General features: G+C 34.9%; 17 protein-coding genes and 5 tRNA genes. 21 read left to right on the top strand and 1 reads right to left on the bottom strand.

Annotation, left to right across the window (positions count from 1 at the left end):
* Positions 1–141: 141 nt before the first annotated feature.
* From rpsU to QBK95_RS04655, 19 genes are all read left to right on the top strand, one after another.
* Complete coding sequence (gene rpsU / locus QBK95_RS04745; protein ID WP_280931110.1) at positions 142–336, top strand: 30S ribosomal protein S21; 195 nt, start codon at positions 142–144, stop codon at positions 334–336.
* Between the two features lie 124 nt (positions 337–460).
* Complete coding sequence (locus QBK95_RS04740) at positions 461–1,351, top strand: tyrosine-type recombinase/integrase (RefSeq protein WP_280931108.1); 891 nt, start codon at positions 461–463, stop codon at positions 1,349–1,351.
* 66 nt (positions 1,352–1,417) lie between these two features.
* Positions 1,418–1,720 carry a ribosome hibernation-promoting factor, HPF/YfiA family gene (gene hpf / locus QBK95_RS04735; RefSeq protein ID WP_280931106.1) on the top strand — a complete coding sequence of 101 codons (303 nt, stop codon included), beginning with the start codon at positions 1,418–1,420 and terminating at the stop codon, positions 1,718–1,720.
* Between the two features lie 103 nt (positions 1,721–1,823).
* Positions 1,824–1,897, top strand: a tRNA-Thr gene (locus tag QBK95_RS04730).
* Positions 1,898–2,022: 125 nt separating this feature from the next.
* A tRNA-Tyr gene (locus tag QBK95_RS04725) sits at positions 2,023–2,107 on the top strand.
* 44 nt (positions 2,108–2,151) lie between these two features.
* Positions 2,152–2,224 (top strand) — tRNA-Gly (locus tag QBK95_RS04720).
* Positions 2,225–2,351: 127 nt separating this feature from the next.
* Positions 2,352–2,423 (top strand) — tRNA-Thr (locus QBK95_RS04715).
* A 58-nt stretch (positions 2,424–2,481) separates the two neighbouring features.
* On the top strand, positions 2,482–3,669 hold the full coding sequence (gene tuf / locus QBK95_RS04710) for an elongation factor Tu (protein WP_280931104.1): 1,188 nt from the start codon (positions 2,482–2,484) through the stop codon (positions 3,667–3,669).
* Positions 3,670–3,729: 60 nt separating this feature from the next.
* A tRNA-Trp gene (locus tag QBK95_RS04705) sits at positions 3,730–3,802 on the top strand.
* Positions 3,803–3,905: 103 nt separating this feature from the next.
* Positions 3,906–4,103: a preprotein translocase subunit SecE gene (secE, locus tag QBK95_RS04700; protein WP_280931102.1), complete on the top strand. Its 198-nt coding sequence runs from the start codon at positions 3,906–3,908 to the stop codon at positions 4,101–4,103.
* A 5-nt stretch (positions 4,104–4,108) separates the two neighbouring features.
* A complete protein-coding gene (nusG, locus tag QBK95_RS04695) occupies positions 4,109–4,663 on the top strand; it encodes a transcription termination/antitermination protein NusG (protein WP_027393796.1) in 555 nt (184 codons plus the stop codon).
* A 77-nt stretch (positions 4,664–4,740) separates the two neighbouring features.
* The gene (gene rplK / locus QBK95_RS04690; protein ID WP_091412200.1) at positions 4,741–5,178 is read left to right on the top strand and encodes a 50S ribosomal protein L11; all 438 of its coding nucleotides are present in this window, start codon (positions 4,741–4,743) and stop codon (positions 5,176–5,178) included.
* Between the two features lie 18 nt (positions 5,179–5,196).
* Complete coding sequence (gene rplA / locus QBK95_RS04685; protein WP_280931100.1) at positions 5,197–5,892, top strand: 50S ribosomal protein L1; 696 nt, start codon at positions 5,197–5,199, stop codon at positions 5,890–5,892.
* A 15-nt stretch (positions 5,893–5,907) separates the two neighbouring features.
* Entirely contained in the window at positions 5,908–6,429 is a 522-nt protein-coding gene (rplJ, locus tag QBK95_RS04680; protein WP_280931098.1) for a 50S ribosomal protein L10, read from the top strand.
* A gap of 68 nt (positions 6,430–6,497) precedes the next feature.
* Positions 6,498–6,872, top strand: a complete 375-nt coding sequence (gene rplL / locus QBK95_RS04675) for a 50S ribosomal protein L7/L12 (RefSeq protein WP_027393800.1) — start codon at positions 6,498–6,500, stop codon at positions 6,870–6,872.
* 129 nt (positions 6,873–7,001) lie between these two features.
* Positions 7,002–10,811, top strand: a complete 3,810-nt coding sequence (gene rpoB, locus QBK95_RS04670) for a DNA-directed RNA polymerase subunit beta (RefSeq protein WP_280931095.1) — start codon at positions 7,002–7,004, stop codon at positions 10,809–10,811.
* A 94-nt stretch (positions 10,812–10,905) separates the two neighbouring features.
* Positions 10,906–15,207: a DNA-directed RNA polymerase subunit beta' gene (gene rpoC / locus QBK95_RS04665; RefSeq protein WP_280931093.1), complete on the top strand. Its 4,302-nt coding sequence runs from the start codon at positions 10,906–10,908 to the stop codon at positions 15,205–15,207.
* 69 nt (positions 15,208–15,276) lie between these two features.
* The gene (locus tag QBK95_RS04660) at positions 15,277–15,591 is read left to right on the top strand and encodes a DUF3467 domain-containing protein (RefSeq protein WP_280931092.1); all 315 of its coding nucleotides are present in this window, start codon (positions 15,277–15,279) and stop codon (positions 15,589–15,591) included.
* A 123-nt stretch (positions 15,592–15,714) separates the two neighbouring features.
* The gene (locus tag QBK95_RS04655; RefSeq protein WP_280931089.1) at positions 15,715–16,035 is read left to right on the top strand and encodes an Mpo1-like protein; all 321 of its coding nucleotides are present in this window, start codon (positions 15,715–15,717) and stop codon (positions 16,033–16,035) included.
* Between the two features lie 159 nt (positions 16,036–16,194).
* Here QBK95_RS04655 and QBK95_RS04650 read toward each other — a convergent pair whose 3' ends face one another.
* The gene (locus QBK95_RS04650; RefSeq protein WP_280931087.1) at positions 16,195–17,781 is read right to left on the bottom strand and encodes a peptide chain release factor 3; all 1,587 of its coding nucleotides are present in this window, start codon (positions 17,779–17,781) and stop codon (positions 16,195–16,197) included.
* Between the two features lie 311 nt (positions 17,782–18,092).
* On the opposite strand from QBK95_RS04650, the gene QBK95_RS04645 reads away from it, so the two are divergent.
* Both QBK95_RS04645 and QBK95_RS04640 read left to right on the top strand, forming a co-directional pair.
* Entirely contained in the window at positions 18,093–19,532 is a 1,440-nt protein-coding gene (locus QBK95_RS04645; RefSeq protein ID WP_280931085.1) for a thrombospondin type 3 repeat-containing protein, read from the top strand.
* A 456-nt stretch (positions 19,533–19,988) separates the two neighbouring features.
* Positions 19,989–22,106: SdrD B-like domain-containing protein (locus QBK95_RS04640; RefSeq protein WP_280931082.1), on the top strand; the 2,118-nt coding region annotated here is incomplete at its 3' end.

Raw genomic sequence — 22,106 nt, 5'->3', positions numbered from 1 at the left:
AGGAAGCTGTTTTTTTATTGAATTTTATTCTCTTTTAGAATGAAAAAAAAAGAAATAATTAACTTCATGCAAAAAAAGCTTTGTAGATAATACTTTTGTGTTATCTTTGCACCCTAATTTTTAAAGAAAGGAGGTAACACTATGTTAATTATACCAGTTAAAGACGGAGAAAATATAGATAGAGCGTTAAAACGTTTTAAGCGTAAATTCGACAGAACAGGAACTATGCGTCAGCTGCGTAAGCGTCAGGCGTTTATAAAGCCTTCTGTTGAGCGTAGAGCTCAAGTTCAAAAAGCGCAGTACATTCAGCACTTAAGAGATCAAGAGGAAATTTAAAAAATGTTGAAACGTTGTATGTGTTGATTCTTTCTTTGAAGAATCAGACTTCGTTTTTCAGTATATATAAAATAAGACCATTAGATATCAAAAGTTTTATACTTTTGTTTTCTAATGGTTTTTTATGTTTTTAAAAGAGTTTTTAGATTATTTGCTTTTAGAAAAGAAATACTCGGTTCATACCGTCACAGCGTATAAGGCTGATCTATTGTCTTTTTTTGAATTTTATGAAAAGGAATATGAGTTAAAGGATGTCTCAGTGTCTAATTATTCTCAAATCCGTTCCTGGATTATAAGTTTGGTTGATAATGGGATCTCTAATAGGACAGTAAATAGAAAAGTGTCTTCTCTTAAAACATACTATAAGTTTCTCCTTAAGACAGAACAAATAGATAAAAACCCTTTAGCAAAACATAAGGTATTAAAAATCTCCAAGAAATTGCAAATTCCGTTTTCTGACCAAGAGGTAGATCAAGTGCTTAAAAGTCTATCGGATAATAAGGATTTTAAAAGTGTTAGAGATCGATTGATTGTTGAGTTGTTTTACGGAACAGGAATGCGAAGAATTGAATTGGTGAACCTTAAATTAAGTGATGTTGACATATCAAATTCTCAGGTTAAAGTATTAGGAAAGCGTAATAAAGAAAGATTTATACCATTGATATCATCTATTGTAGAAACTTTTAAGCAATACTTACTGTTAAGAGATGAAGTGGTTATGAATTCTGAAGTTCCGTTTTTGTTATTAACAGAAAAAGGAGTTAAAATCTATGAAACACTTGTATATCGCATCATAAATGGTTATTTTAGTGAGGCATCTTCTAAAGTAAAAAAGAGTCCGCATATATTAAGACATTCATTTGCAACTCACTTGCTTAATGAAGGAGCAAACCTAAACGCTGTAAAAGAACTGCTTGGTCATTCTAGTTTGGCAGCTACACAAGTTTATACACATCAAAATGTAGCTCAGCTGGCTAAAGTTTATAACCAGTCTCATCCAAGAAATAAAAAATAGACTTAGTCTGTTTAAATTTATCTTTTTTGGCTTTAAATATTTGTTCAACCAATTAAACTAACACCTATGAAAGTGAACTTGCAATCCGTAAATTTTAATGTAGATCAGAAGTTGATAGATTTTACGCAGACAAAATTAGATAAGTTAGAGAATCATTTTAGTCGTATAATTCATGCTGATGTTTTTTTAAAAGTTATGAATACTAGTGGTAAGGAAAATAAAATTACTGAAATTTTGTTAAGCGTACCGGGAGATGAGTTTATAATTAAAAAAATAAATAAAAGCTTTGAAGGAGGTGTAGATGAGTGTGTTAGTTCTTTGGAAAGACAATTACGAAAACGAAAGGAAAAATTAAATGCACATGTTTGATGATTTTTTTTTAAAAAATTGTTTTGTGTAAGAAATAAATTCTATACATTTGCAGTCCGTTAGAAATAGCGGACTTTTTTATGCTTAAAAAAGTAACTAAAAAGCCGATGTAGCTCAGCTGGCTAGAGCAGCTGATTTGTAATCAGCAGGTCGTGGGTTCGAGTCCCTCCATCGGCTCTAAAAAGGTAGAAATTTTGAAAAAAATAAAACCTTTTTTTGTAAAATTTTGAATTGTAAATTTTTTGATTACTTTTGCGCTTTCAAAATTTAGAAGTTCATTCTAAAATAATGATTTTTCAATTGGGGAGATACTCAAGCGGCCAACGAGGGCAGACTGTAAATCTGCTGACTATGTCTTCGCAGGTTCGAATCCTGCTCTCCCCACCACCTTCAATTCTGAGTTCAAAATTTTGAACTCAGAATTGTAAAACGCGGGAGTAGCTCAGTTGGTAGAGCGTCAGCCTTCCAAGCTGAATGTCGCCGGTTCGAACCCGGTCTCCCGCTCAAATAATACAGAGCTAATCTTGATGCGTTTTTTAGCATTGGATTTTTAAAAATTAAAATAATGATGAATCGGTTTTCTTTCGATAATTAATGAAGGACTCTGATTTATCATTGTGTACTTTAAAAAGCCGGTGTAGCTCAGGGGTAGAGCGTTTCCTTGGTAAGGAAGAGGTCACGAGTTCAAATCTCGTCATTGGCTCTTAGTTCAGAAGCATTAATTGAACACTAATATATAACTAAGATTAAATAAATTAATTATGGCAAAGGAAACTTTTGATCGTTCCAAACCGCACTTAAATATTGGTACTATTGGACACGTTGATCACGGTAAAACAACTTTAACGGCTGCGATTACTAAAGTATTAGCAGATGCTGGTCTTTCTGAGGCTAGAGATTTCGATACTATTGATAACGCTCCAGAGGAAAAAGAAAGAGGTATTACTATTAATACGTCTCACGTAGAATATCAAACAGCTAACCGTCACTATGCACACGTTGACTGTCCAGGTCACGCCGATTATGTAAAGAACATGGTTACTGGTGCTGCTCAGATGGATGGTGCGATCTTAGTGGTTGCTGCTACAGATGGACCTATGCCACAAACTCGTGAGCATATCTTATTAGGACGTCAGGTAGGTATTCCAAGAATCGTTGTATTCCTTAATAAAGTGGATATGGTTGATGATGAGGAATTATTAGAATTAGTAGAGATGGAAGTTAGAGATCTTCTTTCTTTCTATGAGTATGATGGAGATAATGGACCTGTTGTTGCTGGTTCAGCTCTTGGAGCTTTAAATGGAGAGCAAAAGTGGGTTGATACTGTACTAGAATTAATGAAAGAAGTAGATGCTTGGATTGAGGAGCCATTACGTGAGATCGATAAAGATTTCTTAATGCCAATCGAAGATGTATTCTCTATTACTGGTCGTGGTACTGTTGCAACTGGACGTATCGAAACTGGTATTGCTAACACTGGAGATCCTGTAGAGATCATCGGTATGGGAGCTGAGAAATTAACTTCTACTATTACAGGGATTGAGATGTTCCGTCAGATATTAGATAGAGGAGAAGCTGGTGATAATGCAGGTATCTTATTAAGAGGTATTGAGAAAACTCAAATTTCTCGTGGTATGGTAATCACTAAACCAGGATCTGTAACTCCACATAAAAACTTCAAAGCTGAGGTATATATCCTTAAAAAAGAAGAAGGTGGACGTCACACTCCATTCCATAATAACTACCGTCCACAGTTCTACGTACGTACAACTGACGTAACTGGAAATATTGCACTTCCTGATGGAGTTGAAATGGTAATGCCTGGAGATAACTTAACTATTACTGTTGAGCTTATTCAGCCAATTGCAATGAATGTAGGTCTTCGTTTTGCGATCCGTGAAGGTGGTAGAACAGTAGGTGCTGGTCAGGTAACTGAAATATTAGACTAATACAATATATAATTATATGAGCTGAGGTATTCGTTCCGACGAATACCTTGACTTATGTATACGGGTTTAGCTCAGTTGGTAGAGCACTGGTCTCCAAAACCAGGTGTCGGGAGTTCGAGTCTCTCAACCCGTGCTGATAAATTACAAATACCTTCGTCTAAATTAGATGAAGTTGATATAACGAATTTATAACTAAAAAAAGTAATTACTTTTTTTAGTTGAAATAGTATAATAAGATGGCTGGATTAATAAATTACATTACGGAATCATATAACGAATTAAAGAATCATGTTACTTGGACTCCTTGGGCAGAAGCGCAAAGACTTACCATAGTTACTATTATTTTTTCTGTAATTTTTTCTTTAGCTATCTGGGGAGTAGATACTGTATTTAGTAATGTGATAGAGTATTATTTCACTTTAGTTAAATCATAATTATTATGGCTGAGGTTAGTAATACAAAAAAATGGTACGTAGTTCGTGCTGTAAGTGGTCAAGAGAATAAAGTAAAGGACTATATAGAGCGTGAAATTGCTCATATGGGTATGGAAGACTACGTTTCACAGATTTTGGTTCCAACTGAGAAGGTTGTCCAAATTAGAAATGGTAAAAAAATAAATAAAGAAAGAGTTTACTTTCCTGGGTATGTTATGATAGAAGCAAACCTTTCTGGAGAGATACCGCATATAATTAAATCTATTAATGGTGTTATTGGTTTTCTTGGAGAAGTAAAAGGAGGAGATCCGGTTCCTTTAAGAAAAGCAGAGATTAATAGGATGCTTGGTAAGGTAGATGAGTTAGCAGTGAAAACTGATAATGTTGCAATACCTTATACTGTTGGTGAAACAGTTAAAGTAATTGACGGTCCTTTTAATGGGTTTAATGGTACGGTTGAAAAAGTGAATGAAGAAAAGCGTAAACTTGAAGTAATGGTTAAGATTTTCGGAAGAAAGACACCATTGGAATTAAGTTATATGCAAGTAGAAAAAGTATAATAATTGTTACATTATATATCCTGAATTGTTCTTATTGCTTCCACTTTGTAGAACAATTCTAATTTAAAATTAGAAAAATGGCTAAAGAGATAAGTAAGGTTGTAAAACTTCAAGTACGTGGAGGAGCGGCTAACCCATCCCCACCAGTTGGACCTGCTTTAGGTGCTGCCGGAGTGAATATCATGGAATTCTGTAAGCAATTCAATGGTAGAACACAAGATAAGGCTGGTAAAGTATTGCCAGTTGTTATTAATGTTTACAAAGACAAATCTTTTGATTTTGTAATCAAAACTCCACCTGCGGCAGTTCAAATACTGGAAGCAGCAAAAACGAAAAAAGGTTCAGGAGAGCCAAATCGTAAAAAAGTGGCTAGTGTTACTTGGGATCAAGTTCGTACAATTGCAGAGGATAAAATGCAAGATTTAAATGCATTTACTGTAGAATCTGCTATGAAAATGATTGCCGGTACCGCTCGTTCAATGGGTGTAACTGTAAAAGGACAAGCTCCTTTTTAATCCAAAAACGTGTAGAAAATGGCAAAAGTAACTAAAAAGCAAAAAGAAGTTAGAGCTAAAGTTGAAAAGAATAAAGCATATTCAGTAGACGAAGCTTCTGCTTTAGTAAAAGAAATAACAAACGTAAATTTTGATGCCTCTGTAGATCTTGCTGTTCGTTTGAATGTAGATCCTCGTAAAGCAAATCAAATGGTACGTGGTGTGGTAACATTACCTCACGGAACAGGAAAGGATGTTAAAGTTCTTGCATTAGTAACACCAGATAAAGAAGCAGAAGCTAAAGAAGCTGGAGCTGATTTTGTTGGTCTTGATGAATATCTTGATAAAATCAAAGGTGGATGGACTGATGTAGATGTGATCATTACAATGCCTAGTGTTATGGGTAAATTAGGTCCATTAGGTCGAGTATTAGGACCTCGTGGTTTAATGCCTAACCCAAAAACAGGTACGGTAACAATGGATATAGCAAAAGCTGTTTCTGATGTGAAAGCTGGTAAAATTGACTTTAAAGTTGATAAAACTGGTATCGTACATGCTGCAATTGGAAAGTCATCTTTTTCTGCTGATAAAATCGCAGGAAATGCAAAAGAATTATTAACAACATTAGTGAAGTTAAAACCTGTGGCTGCAAAAGGTATATATATTAAATCTATATATATGTCTTCTACAATGAGCCCTAGTTTGGAGATTGATTCTAAGAACTTTGCTGGGTAATTAAGATAAACGATTATGACAAGAGAAGAAAAATCACAAGTAATTGAAGACTTAACTGCTCAGTTAGCTGAAAACTCTAATATCTATTTAGCTGATATTTCAGGTTTGGATGCAGGAACAACTTCAAATTTACGTAGAGCTTGTTTTAAAGCTAACGTATCATTAAAAGTTATAAAGAATACCCTCCTTGCAAAAGCAATGGAGAAATCAGATAAGGAGTTTGGAGAATTGCCTGACGTATTAAAAGGTAATACTTCTATTATGTTTTCCGAAACAGGAAATGCTCCAGCAAAAGTTATTAAAGAATTTCGTAAGAAATCCGAAAAACCTTTATTAAAAGGAGCTTTTGTTGAGTCAGCAATTTTTGTAGGTGACGAAAATCTGGATGCACTTGTAAATATCAAGTCTAAGGAAGAAGTTATAGGAGATATTATTGGCTTATTACAATCACCTGCTAAGAATGTTATTTCAGCATTAAAATCTGGTGGAGGTACTATAGCTGGTATCCTTAAAACATTATCCGAGAAAGAAGGATAATCTAAACGTGTACGCACTTTTTAACAAATTATATTTCAATTAAAAAAAATTATTTAAAACGATAGAAAATGGCAGATTTAAAAGATTTCGCAGAACAATTAGTTAACTTAACAGTAAAAGAAGTTAATGAATTAGCAGATATATTAAAAGAAGAGTATGGTATTGAGCCTGCTGCTGCTGCAGTAGCTGTTGCTGCTGGTGGTGCTGGTGGTGGTGAAGCTGCAGAAGAAAAATCAGAATTTGATGTAATTCTTAAAGCTCCAGGAGGTGCTAAGCTAGCTGTTGTAAAACTAGTAAAAGAATTAACTGGTCTAGGTCTTAAAGACGCTAAAGGATTAGTTGATGGTGCTCCAAGTGCAATCAAAGAAGGAGTAGCTAAAGATGAAGCAGAAGCTCTTAAAGCTCAATTAGAAGAGGCTGGAGCTGAGGTTGAGCTTAAGTAAGCTTACCATATATTGACATAGAGGTTTAGACCTGGAGAATTTTCTCTAAGGTCTAAACCATTTTGCGTATATAAATATTAAGTATTAAAATACGCTGTTTTTTAAATTTTAATTTAATTCCGTCCATTGATGTTAGCAACGCAAACTGAAAGATTGAATTTTTCTTCCGTAAAGAATAGACCTGATTATCCGGATTTTTTGGATATACAGATCAAATCCTTTCAAGACTTCTTTCAATTAGAAACAAAGTCAGAAGAAAGAGGAAATGAAGGTCTTTATAATACCTTCATGGAAAATTTCCCGATTACGGATACACGTAATCAATTTGTACTAGAATTTTTAGATTATTTTGTAGATCCTCCAAGATATGATTTGCAAGAGTGTATAGAAAGAGGACTTACATATAGTGTCCCTCTTAAAGCACGATTAAAACTTTTCTGTACAGATCCTGAGCACGAAGATTTCGAAACTATTGTACAAGACGTATATTTAGGTACGATTCCTTATATGACTCCAAGTGGTACGTTTTGTATTAATGGAGCAGAACGTGTTGTTGTATCACAATTGCACCGTTCTCCTGGTGTGTTCTTTGGACAATCATTCCATGCAAATGGAACTAAGTTATATTCTGCCAGAGTAATTCCTTTTAAAGGATCTTGGATAGAATTTGCTACAGATATCAATAGCGTTATGTACGCATATATTGATAGAAAGAAAAAATTACCAGTTACTACTCTTTTCCGTGCTATCGGTTTTGAAAGAGATAAAGATATTTTAGAGATTTTTGACCTTGCAGAAGAGGTTAAGGTTTCTAAATCTGGATTGAAAAAAGTATTAGGTCGTAAACTAGCTGCGCGTGTATTAAACACTTGGCATGAGGATTTCGTGGATGAAGATACTGGAGAGGTAGTTTCTATTGAACGTAACGAAATCGTTTTGGATCGTGATACGATACTTGATAAAGATCACTTAGATGAGATCGTGGATTCTGGAGCTAAAACCATTTTACTTCATAAAGAAGATAATCAAAAAGGTGATTACGCTATTATCCATAATACATTACAGAAAGATCCTACGAATTCTGAAAAAGAAGCCGTAGAACATATATACCGTCAACTACGTAATGCAGAACCGCCTGATGAGGAGACTGCAAGAGGTATTATTGACAAATTATTCTTCTCGGATCAACGTTATAACCTTGGTGAAGTAGGTCGTTATAGAATGAATAAGAAATTGGGTCTTAATATCGAAATGGATAAGCAAGTGCTTACTAAAGAAGATATTATTACGATCATTAAATATCTAATCGAGTTAATAAACTCTAAAGCTGAAATTGATGATATTGATCACCTTTCTAACCGTCGTGTACGAACAGTAGGAGAACAATTATCACAACAGTTTGGTGTTGGTCTTGCTCGTATGGCTCGTACTATTCGTGAACGTATGAATGTAAGGGATAATGAGGTATTTACTCCAATTGACTTGATTAATGCTAAGACTTTGTCTTCTGTTATTAATTCTTTCTTTGGTACGAATCAGTTATCTCAGTTTATGGATCAAACAAATCCATTAGCAGAGATTACTCATAAGCGTAGACTTTCTGCTCTTGGACCTGGTGGTTTATCAAGAGAAAGAGCAGGTTTTGAGGTTCGAGATGTACATTATACACATTATGGTCGTTTATGTCCTATTGAAACTCCAGAAGGTCCAAATATTGGATTAATATCTTCACTTGCAGTATTTGCAAAAGTGAATTCAATGGGATTCCTTGAGACTCCTTACCGTAAAGTTGAAAATGGTAAAGTTGATCTAAGTGAATTTAGATACCTAAGTGCTGAAGAGGAGGAAGAGAAATTAATCATGCAGGCTAACTTACCGTTAGAAGAAGATGGTACGATTGAGAGCGAAAAGGTAATTGCACGTATGGAAGGTGACTTCCCAGTTATTGAGCCAACATCCGTAAACTATGCTGATGTTGCTCCTAATCAGATTGCTTCTATTTCTGCATCTTTGATTCCTTTCTTAGAGCATGATGATGCAAACCGTGCCTTGATGGGATCGAATATGATGCGTCAGGCAGTTCCATTATTAAGAGTAGATGCACCTATTGTAGGTACAGGATTAGAACGTCAGGTTGCTTCTGATTCTCGTGTATTGATTAATGCTGAAGGAGCTGGTGTTGTAGAATATGTAGATGCACAGAAGATTACTATTAAGTATGATAGAACGGATGAAGAAAGAATGGTAAGTTTTGATGGAGATTCTAAAACTTATAATTTGATTAAATTCCGTAAAACGAACCAAGGTACTTCTATAAATCTTAAACCAATTGTTAGAGTTGGAGATAGAGTTAATAAAGGACAAGTTTTATGTCAGGGTTATGCTACCGAAAATGGAGAGCTTGCCTTAGGTAGAAATATGAAAGTAGCCTTTATGCCTTGGAAAGGGTATAACTTTGAGGATGCGATTGTAATTTCTGAGAAAGTTGTTCGAGATGATATCTTTACTTCTATACATATAGATGAATATTCTCTAGAGGTACGAGATACTAAATTAGGTAATGAAGAATTAACTAATGATATTCCTAATGTTTCTGAAGAGGCTACTAAAGATCTTGATGAAAACGGGATGATCCGTGTTGGTGCAGAAATCAAACCAGGAGATATTCTTATTGGTAAGATTACACCAAAAGGAGAAAGTGATCCAACACCAGAAGAGAAACTGTTAAGAGCTATCTTTGGTGATAAAGCTGGTGATGTTAAAGATGCTTCTTTGAAAGCTTCTCCTTCATTACACGGTGTTGTTATAGATAAGAAGTTGTTTGCTCGTGCTATTAAAGACAAGCGCAAACGCTCTCAGGATAAAGAAGATATTTCAATTTTAGAAAGATCTTATGATGCAAAATTTGCATTGCTTAAATCAGAATTGGTAGATAAATTATTTGTAATCGTAGGAGGTAAAACTTCTCAAGGGGTTATCAATGATTTAGGAGAAGAAGTACTTCCAAAAGGAAAGAAGTTTACTCAGAAAATGCTTAATAGTGTTGATGATTATGCTCACTTAACTAAAGGTACTTGGACTACTGATGATGGTCTTAATAAAATGGTTGCAGATCTTATCCATAACTTTAAGATTAAAGAAAATGATTTACAAGGTAACTTACGTAGAGAGAAATTTACAATCTCTGTAGGAGATGAATTACCTTCAGGAATTATCAAGCTTGCAAAAGTTTACATCGCTAAAAAACGTAAGCTTAAAGTAGGTGATAAAATGGCAGGTCGTCACGGTAACAAAGGTATTGTTGCACGTATCGTAAGAGAAGAGGATATGCCATTCTTAGAAGACGGAACACCTGTAGATATCGTATTGAATCCATTAGGGGTACCTTCTCGTATGAATATTGGTCAGATCTATGAAACTGTGCTAGGTTGGGCAGGTCAGAAGTTAGGTAGAAAATATGCTACTCCGATTTTTGATGGAGCCTCTTTAGATCAGATAAATGAATTTACTGATGAAGCAGGTATTCCAAGATTTGGACATACGTATTTACATGATGGAGGAACAGGAGATCGTTTTGATCAACCAGCGACAGTAGGTGTCATATATATGCTTAAATTAGGGCATATGGTTGATGATAAAATGCACGCACGTTCTATAGGGCCATATTCATTGATTACTCAGCAACCACTTGGTGGTAAGGCACAATTTGGAGGTCAACGTTTTGGAGAGATGGAAGTATGGGCATTAGAAGCTTACGGTGCTTCGGCAACCCTACGTGAGATATTGACTGTTAAATCTGATGATGTGATAGGAAGAGCTAAAACATACGAAAGTATCGTAAAAGGTGAACCTATGCCAGAACCAGGATTACCTGAATCATTCAATGTATTGATGCACGAATTGAAAGGTCTGGGTCTGGATATCAGATTAGAAGAATAATATAAAATGAAATCGTACCCTGAGAGTAGTCGAAGGGTACGATCAAATTATTATTCAAATTTAAATTACAATAATTCTTAAGCAACCATATATTATGGCAAGAAATAATGATAAGAATACAGTAAAGAGATTTAATAAAATCTCTATAGGTTTGGCATCTCCTGAGTCAGTTTTAGCGGCATCGCAAGGAGAAGTTCTAAAGCCTGAAACTATCAATTATCGTACTCACAAACCTGAACGTGATGGTTTGTTCTGTGAGCGTATTTTTGGACCTGTAAAGGACTTTGAATGTGCTTGTGGTAAATATAAAAGAATTCGCTACAAAGGTATCGTTTGTGACCGATGTGGTGTTGAAGTTACAGAAAAGAAAGTTCGTAGAGACCGTGTGGGACATATCAATTTAGTAGTTCCTGTTGCGCATATATGGTATTTCCGTTCTTTACCAAATAAAATAGGATATTTACTGGGTCTTCCATCTAAGAAATTAGATATGATTATTTACTACGAGCGTTACGTAGTAATTCAACCAGGGATCGCTAAAAATGAAGAAGGAGAACCAGTTCAAAAAATGGATTTCCTTACAGAAGAAGAGTATCTTAATATATTAGATAGTCTTCCTCAGGAGAATTTGTATTTAGACGATACAGATCCTAATAAGTTTATTGCAAAGATGGGGGCAGAATGCCTTATCGAAATTCTAAAAAGAATTGATCTTGATGCACTATCTTATGAATTAAGACATAAAGCAAATAACGAAACTTCTAAACAACGTAAAACAGAGGCATTAAAACGTCTTCAGGTTGTAGAGTCGTTACGTGATGCAAACAAGAATAGAGAAAACCGTCCAGAATGGATGATTCTTAAGGTTGTACCAGTAATTCCACCAGAATTACGTCCATTGGTGCCGCTTGATGGTGGTCGTTTTGCGACTTCAGATTTGAATGATTTATATCGTCGTGTAATTATACGTAATAATCGTTTGAAGCGTTTGATGGAAATCAAAGCTCCAGAAGTTATTTTACGTAATGAAAAACGTATGTTACAAGAATCTGTAGATTCTTTATTTGATAACACACGTAAAGCTTCTGCTGTTAAAACAGATTCTAATAGACCATTAAAATCATTATCAGATTCATTAAAAGGTAAACAAGGACGTTTTCGTCAGAACTTACTAGGTAAGCGTGTAGATTATTCTGCTCGTTCTGTTATTGTTGTTGGACCAGAATTAAAATTATTTGAATGTGGTCTGCCAAAAAATATGGCAGCTGAATTATACAAGCCATTTGTAATTAGAAAACTGATTGAGCGTGGTATTGTAAAAACAGTAAAATCTGCAAAGAAAATTATAGATAGAAAAGAGCCTGTAGTTTGGGATATCTTAGAAAATGTTCTTAAAGGACATCCAGTATTACTAAACCGTGCTCCTACGCTTCACCGTTTAGGTATTCAAGCTTTTCAACCAAAACTTATTGAAGGAAAAGCTATACAGTTACACCCATTGGTTTGTACAGCATTTAACGCCGATTTTGATGGAGATCAAATGGCAGTACATTTACCTCTTGGACCTGAAGCAATCTTAGAAGCTCAGCTATTAATGTTAGCTTCACACAATATTTTAAATCCTGCAAATGGTTCTCCAGTAACAGTACCATCTCAGGATATGGTATTAGGTCTATATTACATGACTAAGTCTAGAAGATCTACTCCAGAATTAGAAATTAAAGGTGAAGATTTAACATTTTATTCTCCAGAAGAAGTTGTTATAGCTTATAATGAGAAAAGATTGGATATCAATGCTAATATTAAAGTTAGAACTAAAGATATCAATGAAGAAGGAGAGCTGGTAACTAAAATAATAGAAACTACTACTGGTAGAGTTTTATTTAATGAAAAAGTACCAGAAAAAGCAGGATATATTAACGAAGTATTGACTAAAAAATCTCTAAGAGATATTATTGGTGATATTTTGAAGGTAACAAGTGTGCCAGAAACAGCAGTGTTCCTGGATGAAATTAAAACCTTAGGATATAATTTCGCATTTAGAGGTGGACTTTCATTTAGTTTAGGAGATATTATTATCCCTAAAGAGAAACATACGATGATTGCCGATGCTAATGGACAAGTAGACAATATTGTAGCAAACTATAATATGGGTCTTATCACAAATAATGAGCGTTATAATCAGGTTATTGATATTTGGACTTCTACGAATGCGGCATTGACAGAATTATCGATGAAACGTATTAGAGAGGATCAACAAGGATTTAACTCGGTATATATGATGCTTGATTCTGGAGCAAGGGGATCTAAAGAACAGATTCGTCAGCTGACAGGAATGCGTGGATTAATGGCAAAACCTAAGAAATCAAATTCTGCTGGTGGAGAAATTATTGAAAACCCGATTCTTTCTAACTTTAAAGAAGGACTTTCGATTCTTGAATACTTTATCTCTACTCACGGAGCTCGTAAAGGTCTTGCGGATACAGCACTTAAAACTGCCGATGCAGGATATTTAACGCGTCGTTTGGTTGATGTTGCACAAGATGTGATTGTAAATATTGAGGATTGTGAAACATTAAGAGGTGTAGAGGTTAGTCCATTAAAGAAAAATGAAGAGATTATTGAAGGCTTAGCAGCTAGAATTAAAGGTAGAACTTCATTAGTAGATGTTATTAATCCGTTAACTCAAGAAGTTCTTGTTGAAGCAGGAGTAGAAATAGATGATGTAACAGCTAAGAATATTGAAAACTCTCCAGTAGAGTCTGTAGAAGTTCGTTCAGCCCTTACTTGTGAAGCTAAGAAAGGTATATGTGTGAAGTGTTATGGACGTAACCTTGCGACTGGAAAAACGGTGCAGCGTGGTGAAGCCGTAGGTGTAGTAGCAGCTCAGTCAATTGGAGAGCCAGGTACGCAGCTTACTTTACGTACGTTCCACGTAGGAGGTATTGCAAGTAACATTTCAGAAGAAAATCAATTAAAATCTAAGTTTGCTGGTAAAGCAGAAATAGAAGAATTGAAGACAGTGAAAGGTCAAGATACAGATGGAAATGAAATTGATGTAGTGATCTCTCGTACTTCTGAAGTTAAAATTATAGACCCTAAAACTAAGATTGTACTTAGTACAAACCTTATTCCTTATGGTTCTCAATTATTTATCAAGAGTGGAGAAACTGTTAAAAAAGATCAGAGTATCTGTCAATGGGATCCATATAATGGTGTAATTATTTCAGAATTTGCTGGAAAAGTAAGTTATGAAAATGTTGAACAAGGTGTTACATATCAAGTAGAGATAGATGAACAAACTGGATTCCAGGAAAAAGTAATCTCAGAATCACGTGATAAGAAAAAAATACCTACACTATTGATTATGGGTAAAGGTGACGAAGTTCTTCGTTCATATAACTTACCTGTGGGAGCTCACTTAATGGTTGATGATAATGAGAAGATAGAAGTTGGTAAGGTGTTGGTTAAGATTCCTCGTAAATCAGCAAAAGCTGGTGATATTACAGGAGGTCTTCCGCGTGTAACAGAATTATTCGAAGCACGTAACCCATCGAACCCTGCAGTAGTTAGTGAGATTGATGGTGTGGTATCATTTGGTAAAATTAAGCGTGGTAATCGTGAGATTATTGTAGAATCTAGAATTGGTGAAATCAAGAAATATCTTGTGAAACTATCAAATCAGATTCTTGTACAAGAAAATGATTTCGTACGTGCAGGTATGCCATTATCAGATGGTTCTGTAACTCCAGAGGATATCTTGAAAATCAAAGGACCTTCAGCAGTACAGCAGTATTTAGTTAATGAGGTACAAGAAGTATATCGATTACAAGGTGTGAAGATTAACGATAAGCATTTTGAAGTAGTAGTACGTCAAATGATGCGTAAGGTAAGAATCCAAGATCCAGGAGATACAATTTTCCTAGAGAATCAATTGGTTCATAAATCCGACTTTATCCAGGAAAATGATGCAATCTTCGGAATGAAGGTGGTAGAAGAAGCTGGAGATAGTGAAAACTTGAAAGCAGGTCAGATTATATCACCACGTGATTTAAGAGATGAGAATTCTATACTGAGAAGAGAAGATAAGAATTTAGTAGAGGCAAGAGATGTTACTCCTGCTACAGCAACTCCAATACTTCAGGGTATTACAAGAGCTTCGCTACAAACTAAATCATTCATCTCTGCAGCATCATTCCAGGAAACAACAAAAGTATTAAACGAAGCTGCAGTAAGCGGTAAAGTTGATGATCTGGAAGGATTGAAGGAGAATGTAATCGTTGGACATAGAATTCCTGCTGGAACTGGTATGAGAGATTATGAAAGTATCATAGTTGGTTCTAAGGAAGAATTCGAAGATCGAATGGAACAACGACAAGAAGTAAATTATAATTAATCAGTTAAGCCTGCCAAACGGCAGGCTTTCTGTTTTTAGAACTAAAGTGTTCACATAACATATTTTAAAATGGCAGATCAGAAGAATCAAAAACAAAATCAATTAAACATAGAATTGGATGAAGCTATTGCTGATGGGATATACAGTAATCTTGCGATTATTAATCATTCGGTATCAGAATTTGTAGTTGATTTCGTAAATATTATGCCTGGAAGACCTAAAAGTAAAGTAAAGAGTAGAATAATACTTACTCCTCAACATGCTAAAAGATTACTGAAGGCTCTAAGCGATAATGTTTCTCGATTTGAAGCAGCACATGGAGAAATAAAGGATTATGAGCAACCACCAATTCCTTTAAATTTTGGCCCTACTGGACAAGCTTAAAAAAAGAGAATTAAAAAATAGAATTCGCTTGGTGTTAACACCAAGCGAATTTTTTTTGAAAATCAATAACTTGATGAAAAGGTATATTTTTAGTATATTCATAATGCTATAATAAATATCGATATGTCTGACCGAATACAAACTTTTTCAGAATTCTATCAATTCTACTTAACAGAACATAAAAATAGAACTAGTAGAACATTACATTTTATAGGAACCTTTTTGGTTTTTGTTATAGTGGGCATAGCTATATATTATAATTGGAGCTGGAAATGGTTTATAGTTCCTGCAGTTGGATATGGTTTTGCCTGGGTTGGACATGCGTTTTTCGAAAAAAATAAACCAGCAACTTTTAAATACCCTTTGTGGAGTTTGATTTCTGATTTTAAACTGTTTTTCGAAATCTTATTAGGAAAGCGTTCTTTTAATAGTGCAAAAGATTGATATAAGAATATTCTATACTTTGTTTCTTGTTTATAAATTTTTAAAATACTTCAATCTAAAGTCAGCTCAATTTAAATAACTTAAATCGATTTTTATTTTAAAAATATGCCGTACTGTGTTTTGTTTGTAAAAGCTTCTTAAAAAAGTTTTAAATAGGTTTTAGAACTCAGAGGTGTAATGAAATGTTATAGAAGGATATTTTTGTTCTGTCATTTGTAAACTAAAAGAGGAATCAGCTAAAAATACTAATTGATTTTGTTTGTCTTTTGCTAAAAATTTAGCTTTTACTCGTTTAAAATCTTTGAACTCATCGTTTGTTTCATCTTCTGCGTCTACCCAGCAAGCTTTGTGTACATTTAGATTCTCATAAGTACATTTTGCTCCGTATTCATGTTCTAATCGATATTGGATTACTTCATATTGAAGTGCTCCAACTGTACCGATCACTTTTCTTCCATTCAATTCTAAGGTGAATAATTGTGCAACACCTTCATCCATTAATTGATCGATTCCTTTAGCTAATTGTTTTGATTTTAAAGGATCAGCATTATTTATATATCTAAAATGTTCGGGAGAAAAACTAGGAATTCCCTTATAATTAAGATGCTCGCCAGTGGTTAAAGTATCTCCAATTTTAAAATTACCTGTATCATGCAAACCGACAATGTCACCAGGATACGAAATATCCACAATTTCTTTCTTCTCTGCAAAAAAAGCATTTGGACTAGAGAATTTCAGCTTTTTGTTATGCCTTGTATGCAGGTATGGCACATTTCTTTCAAATGTACCCGAAACTATTTTGATAAACGCTAAGCGATCACGGTGTTTTGGATCCATATTCGCATGGATCTTAAAAACAAAGCCAGTAAAATCTTTTTCATCAGGTTTTACTACTCTGATATCGCTTTCTTTTGGTCTTGGAGTAGGGGCTATTGAAACAAAGCAATCCAATAATTCACGAACACCAAAATTATTTAAAGCAGATCCGAAAAATACAGGTTGAAGGCTTCCATTCTGATAAGATTCTTGATCAAAAGAAGGATAAATTCCCTCGACCAATTCTATTTCTTCTCTCAATGTTTCTGCAGGATCACCTCCAATCAAAGTGTTAAGTTCTGGTGAAGATAAATCTGAAACTTCTATCGTTTCTTCAATATTTTTTCTACTATCTCCACTAAAAAGATTAATATTTTTTTCCCAGATATTATAGATTCCTTTAAAATCATAACCCATCCCAATAGGAAAGCTTAATGGGGTTACCGTTAAGCCAAGCTTTTGTTCAATTTCATCTAAAAGTTCAAATGCATCTTTTCCTTCTCTATCTAATTTATTTATAAAGACGATCATAGGAATATTACGCATTCTACATACAGAAACTAATTTTTCAGTTTGTTCCTCTACACCTTTTGCAACATCGATTACTACGATTACGCTATCTACTGCAGTTAGAGTTCTAAAGGTATCCTCAGCAAAATCCTTATGACCAGGAGTATCTAAAATGTTAATTTTAATTCCTTGATATTCAAAAGCTAATACAGAAGTAGCAACAGAGATTCCTCTTTGGCGCTCAATTTCCATAAAGTCACTGGTAGCTCCTTTTTTTATTTTATTAGATTTAACTGCCCCAGCTTCCTGAATAGCACCTCCAAACAAAAGTAATTTCTCAGTTAAGGTCGTTTTACCAGCATCAGGGTGTGAGATGATACCAAAAGTCCTTCTCCTCTTTATCTCGTCAATAAATTTCATTGTAGTTCTATTACTAAAGTTTGCAAATATACTACTAAAAAGTACAATGAAGATAGAAGTTCTAAAAACAAAGCTTGTGGAAATATTGTGTTCATGATGTGTTTTATGTCGTTAAAAACTGCTTTTCGTCGAAAAAAAATAAATTTATGGGAAAATTGATGTTAAATATTCAAATCTATCGCCATATTTGTGTAGTACGGTTTTACCGTATTTTTTAAGTTTTGAAATTATAAATATTATTTAGATATTTATAAGTAGCCTATAGAAGTTAATACCCATAGCTTTTATAAGCTACAGTAAACCATCGTCATATGAAAAAAATTACCCAAATCTTGTTGGGTCATGTTAGCCTATTGTCTAATGTGATTCTATTACTTCTTTGTTTCCTATTTTCTCATAACCTTTCTTATGGACAAACTTTTGATGCCCATTGGTGGAATGGACAAGGATACTTGTTAGATTTTAGAACTGATCCGCCTACTGTTACCTGTGGATTGGCATCGGATGGAGCTTTTGAAGCCACTGGTACTTGGAGTGATCAAAATACTGGTGATCTTGTTTTTTATGTGGATGATGGCACAGTAAGAGATGATGCGGGTGTTTTATATACCAATGGGTCAGGCTTAAATTCTAATGGTACAAGGACGCAGATGGCTACAGTTTTACCTGTTCCAGGCACAAATGCTCAACGAATGTATGTTCTTCATAGTGATGGTCGAGATGAAGATAGAGATGGAACAGTATATTATTCTGTGGTAGATATTCCTTCAAAAACTGTTCTTGATAAAAATATTGTATTAAAAAGTAATAATACCGAAGCCATATTTGGAACTAATAATGGAGGACTTTGTGGTGCATGGATTGGTTCTATAGCAAAAAATACAGCTGGTTGTGTGACGGATTGTCCAGGATCACTTAATATTTGGCAAATTGATGGCGATAATCCTCTTATGCCTTCCAGAGGTGATAATCCAGATTTAGTGGTTCCTTTACCAGTTAATTTGGCAAGATCAGGAGAAAGAGGAAGTATTCGATTTTCTCAACAAAATGATAGAATAGCGCTAGTATTAGAAGGTGGAAGTAGTACAATAGATGGAGGAGTGTGGTATGCAGATTGGGATGAAGATAATGCTAGTATTGGAGCTTGGACAAAAGTTCCAATTTCTGCGGTTTTAGATACTCAGACAGGATATAGTGTAGAATTTTCTCCAGATGGTTCTCGTTTGTTTTTTGGGCATCAAATAAATTCTACATTTGATGGTCAATTTACGGGATGGAATGCGGCACTTTATGTTCATGAAATAGGCGATAATTTTTCAACTGCACTTACAGGAGATTTTGTTTCTGGTGTACAATTAGGACCAGATAATAATTTATACTTATCCATAGCAGGTAATTCTACATTATTTTATATGGATAATCCTAATGATGTTAGTTCAACAGTGCCAGCAAATTTTCAATCGATTACCTTTCCTGGAGGATGTGCTGTTCAAGGTTTTAATTTCTCACAACAGATAGTGTTTTTTGATGTTTGTCTTACAGATACAGATTCTGATGGCATTATTGATGAATCCGATAATTGTCCTCTCATAGCTAATGCAGGGCAAGAAGATAGTGATATGGACGGTATTGGAGATGTATGTGATGACGATAATGATAATGATGGAGTCCCTAATGCAACTGATGTATGCCCAGGTTTTGATGACTCAGCAGATAATGATAGTGATTTAGTACCTGATCGTTGTGATTAAGATGATGATAATGATGGTATTTCTGATGCAAACGAATTAAATTGTGCAACTACACCAAGAACACTAAATCAAACTTTTAGCAGTACAACAAATCCATTTACTCAGGCAGATGTATATCCTTTTGATGTTTCTGGAGTTACAAGTAATGTTGATGCTTCGTTTACTGCTTCTTTACAAGGAGAAGCAACATGGGCTTCTGGTGTTTCTAATACAAATGGGTCTGTTACCGTTACTGATTTTGTAAATCTTCAGGCAAACAATACGGATTTCCCAATTGGAGATACATATACATATACCCTAACATTTTCTGAAACCGTTTATGATGTTGTTTTTAAATGGGGTGGTTTAGATAATAATGACCGTTCTGATTTCTTTGCCACTAGTGATGGCAGTCAACATGCGGGAGTCTCTATTACTAATGTTAATGGAGGAGGGAAGACAATTACTTCGAATAGTGTGGTTAGTACAGCAGGTGGAGCAAATGCTCCTTCAAATAGTGTAGAAGTAAGTATACTTGGGCCAGTAAGAACAATTACTGTAATTTCAGCAAAGCAAAATGGTAATGCTGGTAATGTTACATTGCAGTTTTATGATTTAATCTATTGTGTAGGAGTTAATAGTGATCTAGATGGTGTTCCTAACCATTTAGATACCGATAGTGATGATGATGGTTGTAGTGATGCTAATGAAGCATATGATAATGCTAATGCGGATGGTGGTGATGGAGAAGCATATGGAACTGGAACACCACCTACAACAGATCCTGCAACAGGTTTGGTTATTTCGGAAATTGGAATAGATTACAGTACTGGAACTAATGCTTCAGTTACAAATACTGGTATAAATGTATGTACTGAACCTACAGTTGATAGTGTAAGTAGTCCGACAGTTACAGAAGGTACAGATTTAGTGCACACAGTAACCTTAAGCGGGGCTACAGTTAATCCAACAACCTATCCATTTACTTTAGCAGATGGTACAGCTACAGCAGGAAGTGATTATACAAATAGCCCTACCTTTAGTAATGGAGTTACTTTATCAGGAGGAATTTTAACAGTACCGACAGGAGTTACCAGTTTTACAGTTACATATCCAACTAGTACCGATGCATTATCAGATAGTGGAGAGACTACTACAGTTACAGTGGATGGTGTAAGTGGTACAGGAACGATTAATGATCCAGCTCCAGCTACCGTAGTTGGTAGAATACATTATGATCCTAATGGAAATGGAATTTGGGATAATATAGAAAATGGTATAGAGGGTATAGATGTTGTTATTACAGATTCTGGTGGATTGACACAAACTGTAACAACAAATTCTAACGGAATATGGACAGCAACTCTTGTCAATGCTGGTATAGTAACGGTGGATATTGTGGATGCAGATATTATCGCTATCAATGCAACTTTTACTCAAACTGGAGGAACAGATAGTAGTACACATACTGCTGTTGCAGGGACTAGTGTATTTACAGAAAGTGATAGCTTTTTGTTTCCAGTGCCAACACCACTTCACCCTTCTCCTGATTGTTCAGGTACTGTGTATAACCTAAGTTGGGATACTGCCCCTAATGTAGCTTCGGATAATGAATTTGATTGGACACCTGATGGAAGTCTATCAAGAACATTTAATGATGTTAATGGATCTGGTATTAATATTATATCAGCTTTTACTGGAGCAACTGTAGAACTGGATACTTGGAGCTCTGGATTTACAGGAACAGGTTCTGGAACTACACCAAGTATTGGCTCAGAAGCTGCATCTGGATTTCAAGAAGTTTTACAAGTTTTTACTTCTGGATTTACTGCAGGTAATAGCGTTACCCAAACCATTTCGTTTTCTGGATCCGCTACAACAATTTTTTCAGCAGGCTTTGATTTGTTTGATATTGATACAGATATTCCTACGAATATTGGAGATAAGCTTACTATAACTGCTATAGATGGTTTAGGAAATACAATCTTTCCTACGTTTACTAATGCTGCTACTCCTGCATATACCTCTAATAATACTACAGGAGTTATTAATGCAAATAGCAGAATGACAAGCTTTTTAGATAGAATGATAGGAGTAAATTTTGTAGACTCTGATGGTATAGCTAGTATTACTATTGTTTGGGAGGATTGTGATACCTGTATTTCTTCAGTAAATCATGGATATGGTTTTGGTAATTTTGATTTTTGTACAGAGATACCTCCTACAGTAAGCATTGCAGATGTTACAGTTGATGAAGGTGATAATGCTGTATTTGCAGTAAGTTTAAGCAATTCAAGTAGTGAAGCTATTACAGTTACTTTCACCGTTGATGATGTAATGGCAGTAGAGACAGGTGATTATACAGAGCCAGCTACTTTAACGGTTACCATTCCAGCAGGTAGTACGACTGTAAATGTTACAGTTCCAACGGTAGAAGATACAACGAACGAACCTACGGAGACCTTTGAAGTAAATATCACAGATGCAGAAACAAATACGACCAATACTACCTTAACGGTAAGTGACAATCAAGGTATCGGTACAATCAATGATGATGATCCAGTCCCTACAGTAAGCATTGCAGATGTTACAGTT

The sequence above is a fragment of the Aquimarina mycalae genome, from assembly GCF_029906345.1.
Taxonomy (GTDB): domain Bacteria; phylum Bacteroidota; class Bacteroidia; order Flavobacteriales; family Flavobacteriaceae; genus Aquimarina.
This window is presented reverse-complemented; position numbering and strand designations above follow the sequence as displayed.

What these genes read in the sequence shown, in the direction of transcription:
- rpsU (WP_280931110.1), top strand. Translation starts at nt 142, where the DNA reads ATGTTAATTATACCAGTTAAAGACGGAGAAAATATAGATAGAGCGTTA.
- QBK95_RS04740 (WP_280931108.1), top strand. Translation starts at nt 461, where the DNA reads ATGTTTTTAAAAGAGTTTTTAGATTATTTGCTTTTAGAAAAGAAATAC.
- hpf (WP_280931106.1), top strand. Translation starts at nt 1,418, where the DNA reads ATGAAAGTGAACTTGCAATCCGTAAATTTTAATGTAGATCAGAAGTTG.
- tuf (WP_280931104.1), top strand. Translation starts at nt 2,482, where the DNA reads ATGGCAAAGGAAACTTTTGATCGTTCCAAACCGCACTTAAATATTGGT.
- secE (WP_280931102.1), top strand. Translation starts at nt 3,906, where the DNA reads ATGGCTGGATTAATAAATTACATTACGGAATCATATAACGAATTAAAG.
- nusG (WP_027393796.1), top strand. Translation starts at nt 4,109, where the DNA reads ATGGCTGAGGTTAGTAATACAAAAAAATGGTACGTAGTTCGTGCTGTA.
- rplK (WP_091412200.1), top strand. Translation starts at nt 4,741, where the DNA reads ATGGCTAAAGAGATAAGTAAGGTTGTAAAACTTCAAGTACGTGGAGGA.
- rplA (WP_280931100.1), top strand. Translation starts at nt 5,197, where the DNA reads ATGGCAAAAGTAACTAAAAAGCAAAAAGAAGTTAGAGCTAAAGTTGAA.
- rplJ (WP_280931098.1), top strand. Translation starts at nt 5,908, where the DNA reads ATGACAAGAGAAGAAAAATCACAAGTAATTGAAGACTTAACTGCTCAG.
- rplL (WP_027393800.1), top strand. Translation starts at nt 6,498, where the DNA reads ATGGCAGATTTAAAAGATTTCGCAGAACAATTAGTTAACTTAACAGTA.
- rpoB (WP_280931095.1), top strand. Translation starts at nt 7,002, where the DNA reads ATGTTAGCAACGCAAACTGAAAGATTGAATTTTTCTTCCGTAAAGAAT.
- rpoC (WP_280931093.1), top strand. Translation starts at nt 10,906, where the DNA reads ATGGCAAGAAATAATGATAAGAATACAGTAAAGAGATTTAATAAAATC.
- QBK95_RS04660 (WP_280931092.1), top strand. Translation starts at nt 15,277, where the DNA reads ATGGCAGATCAGAAGAATCAAAAACAAAATCAATTAAACATAGAATTG.
- QBK95_RS04655 (WP_280931089.1), top strand. Translation starts at nt 15,715, where the DNA reads ATGTCTGACCGAATACAAACTTTTTCAGAATTCTATCAATTCTACTTA.
- QBK95_RS04650 (WP_280931087.1), bottom strand. Translation starts at nt 17,781, where the DNA reads ATGAAATTTATTGACGAGATAAAGAGGAGAAGGACTTTTGGTATCATC.
- QBK95_RS04645 (WP_280931085.1), top strand. Translation starts at nt 18,093, where the DNA reads ATGAAAAAAATTACCCAAATCTTGTTGGGTCATGTTAGCCTATTGTCT.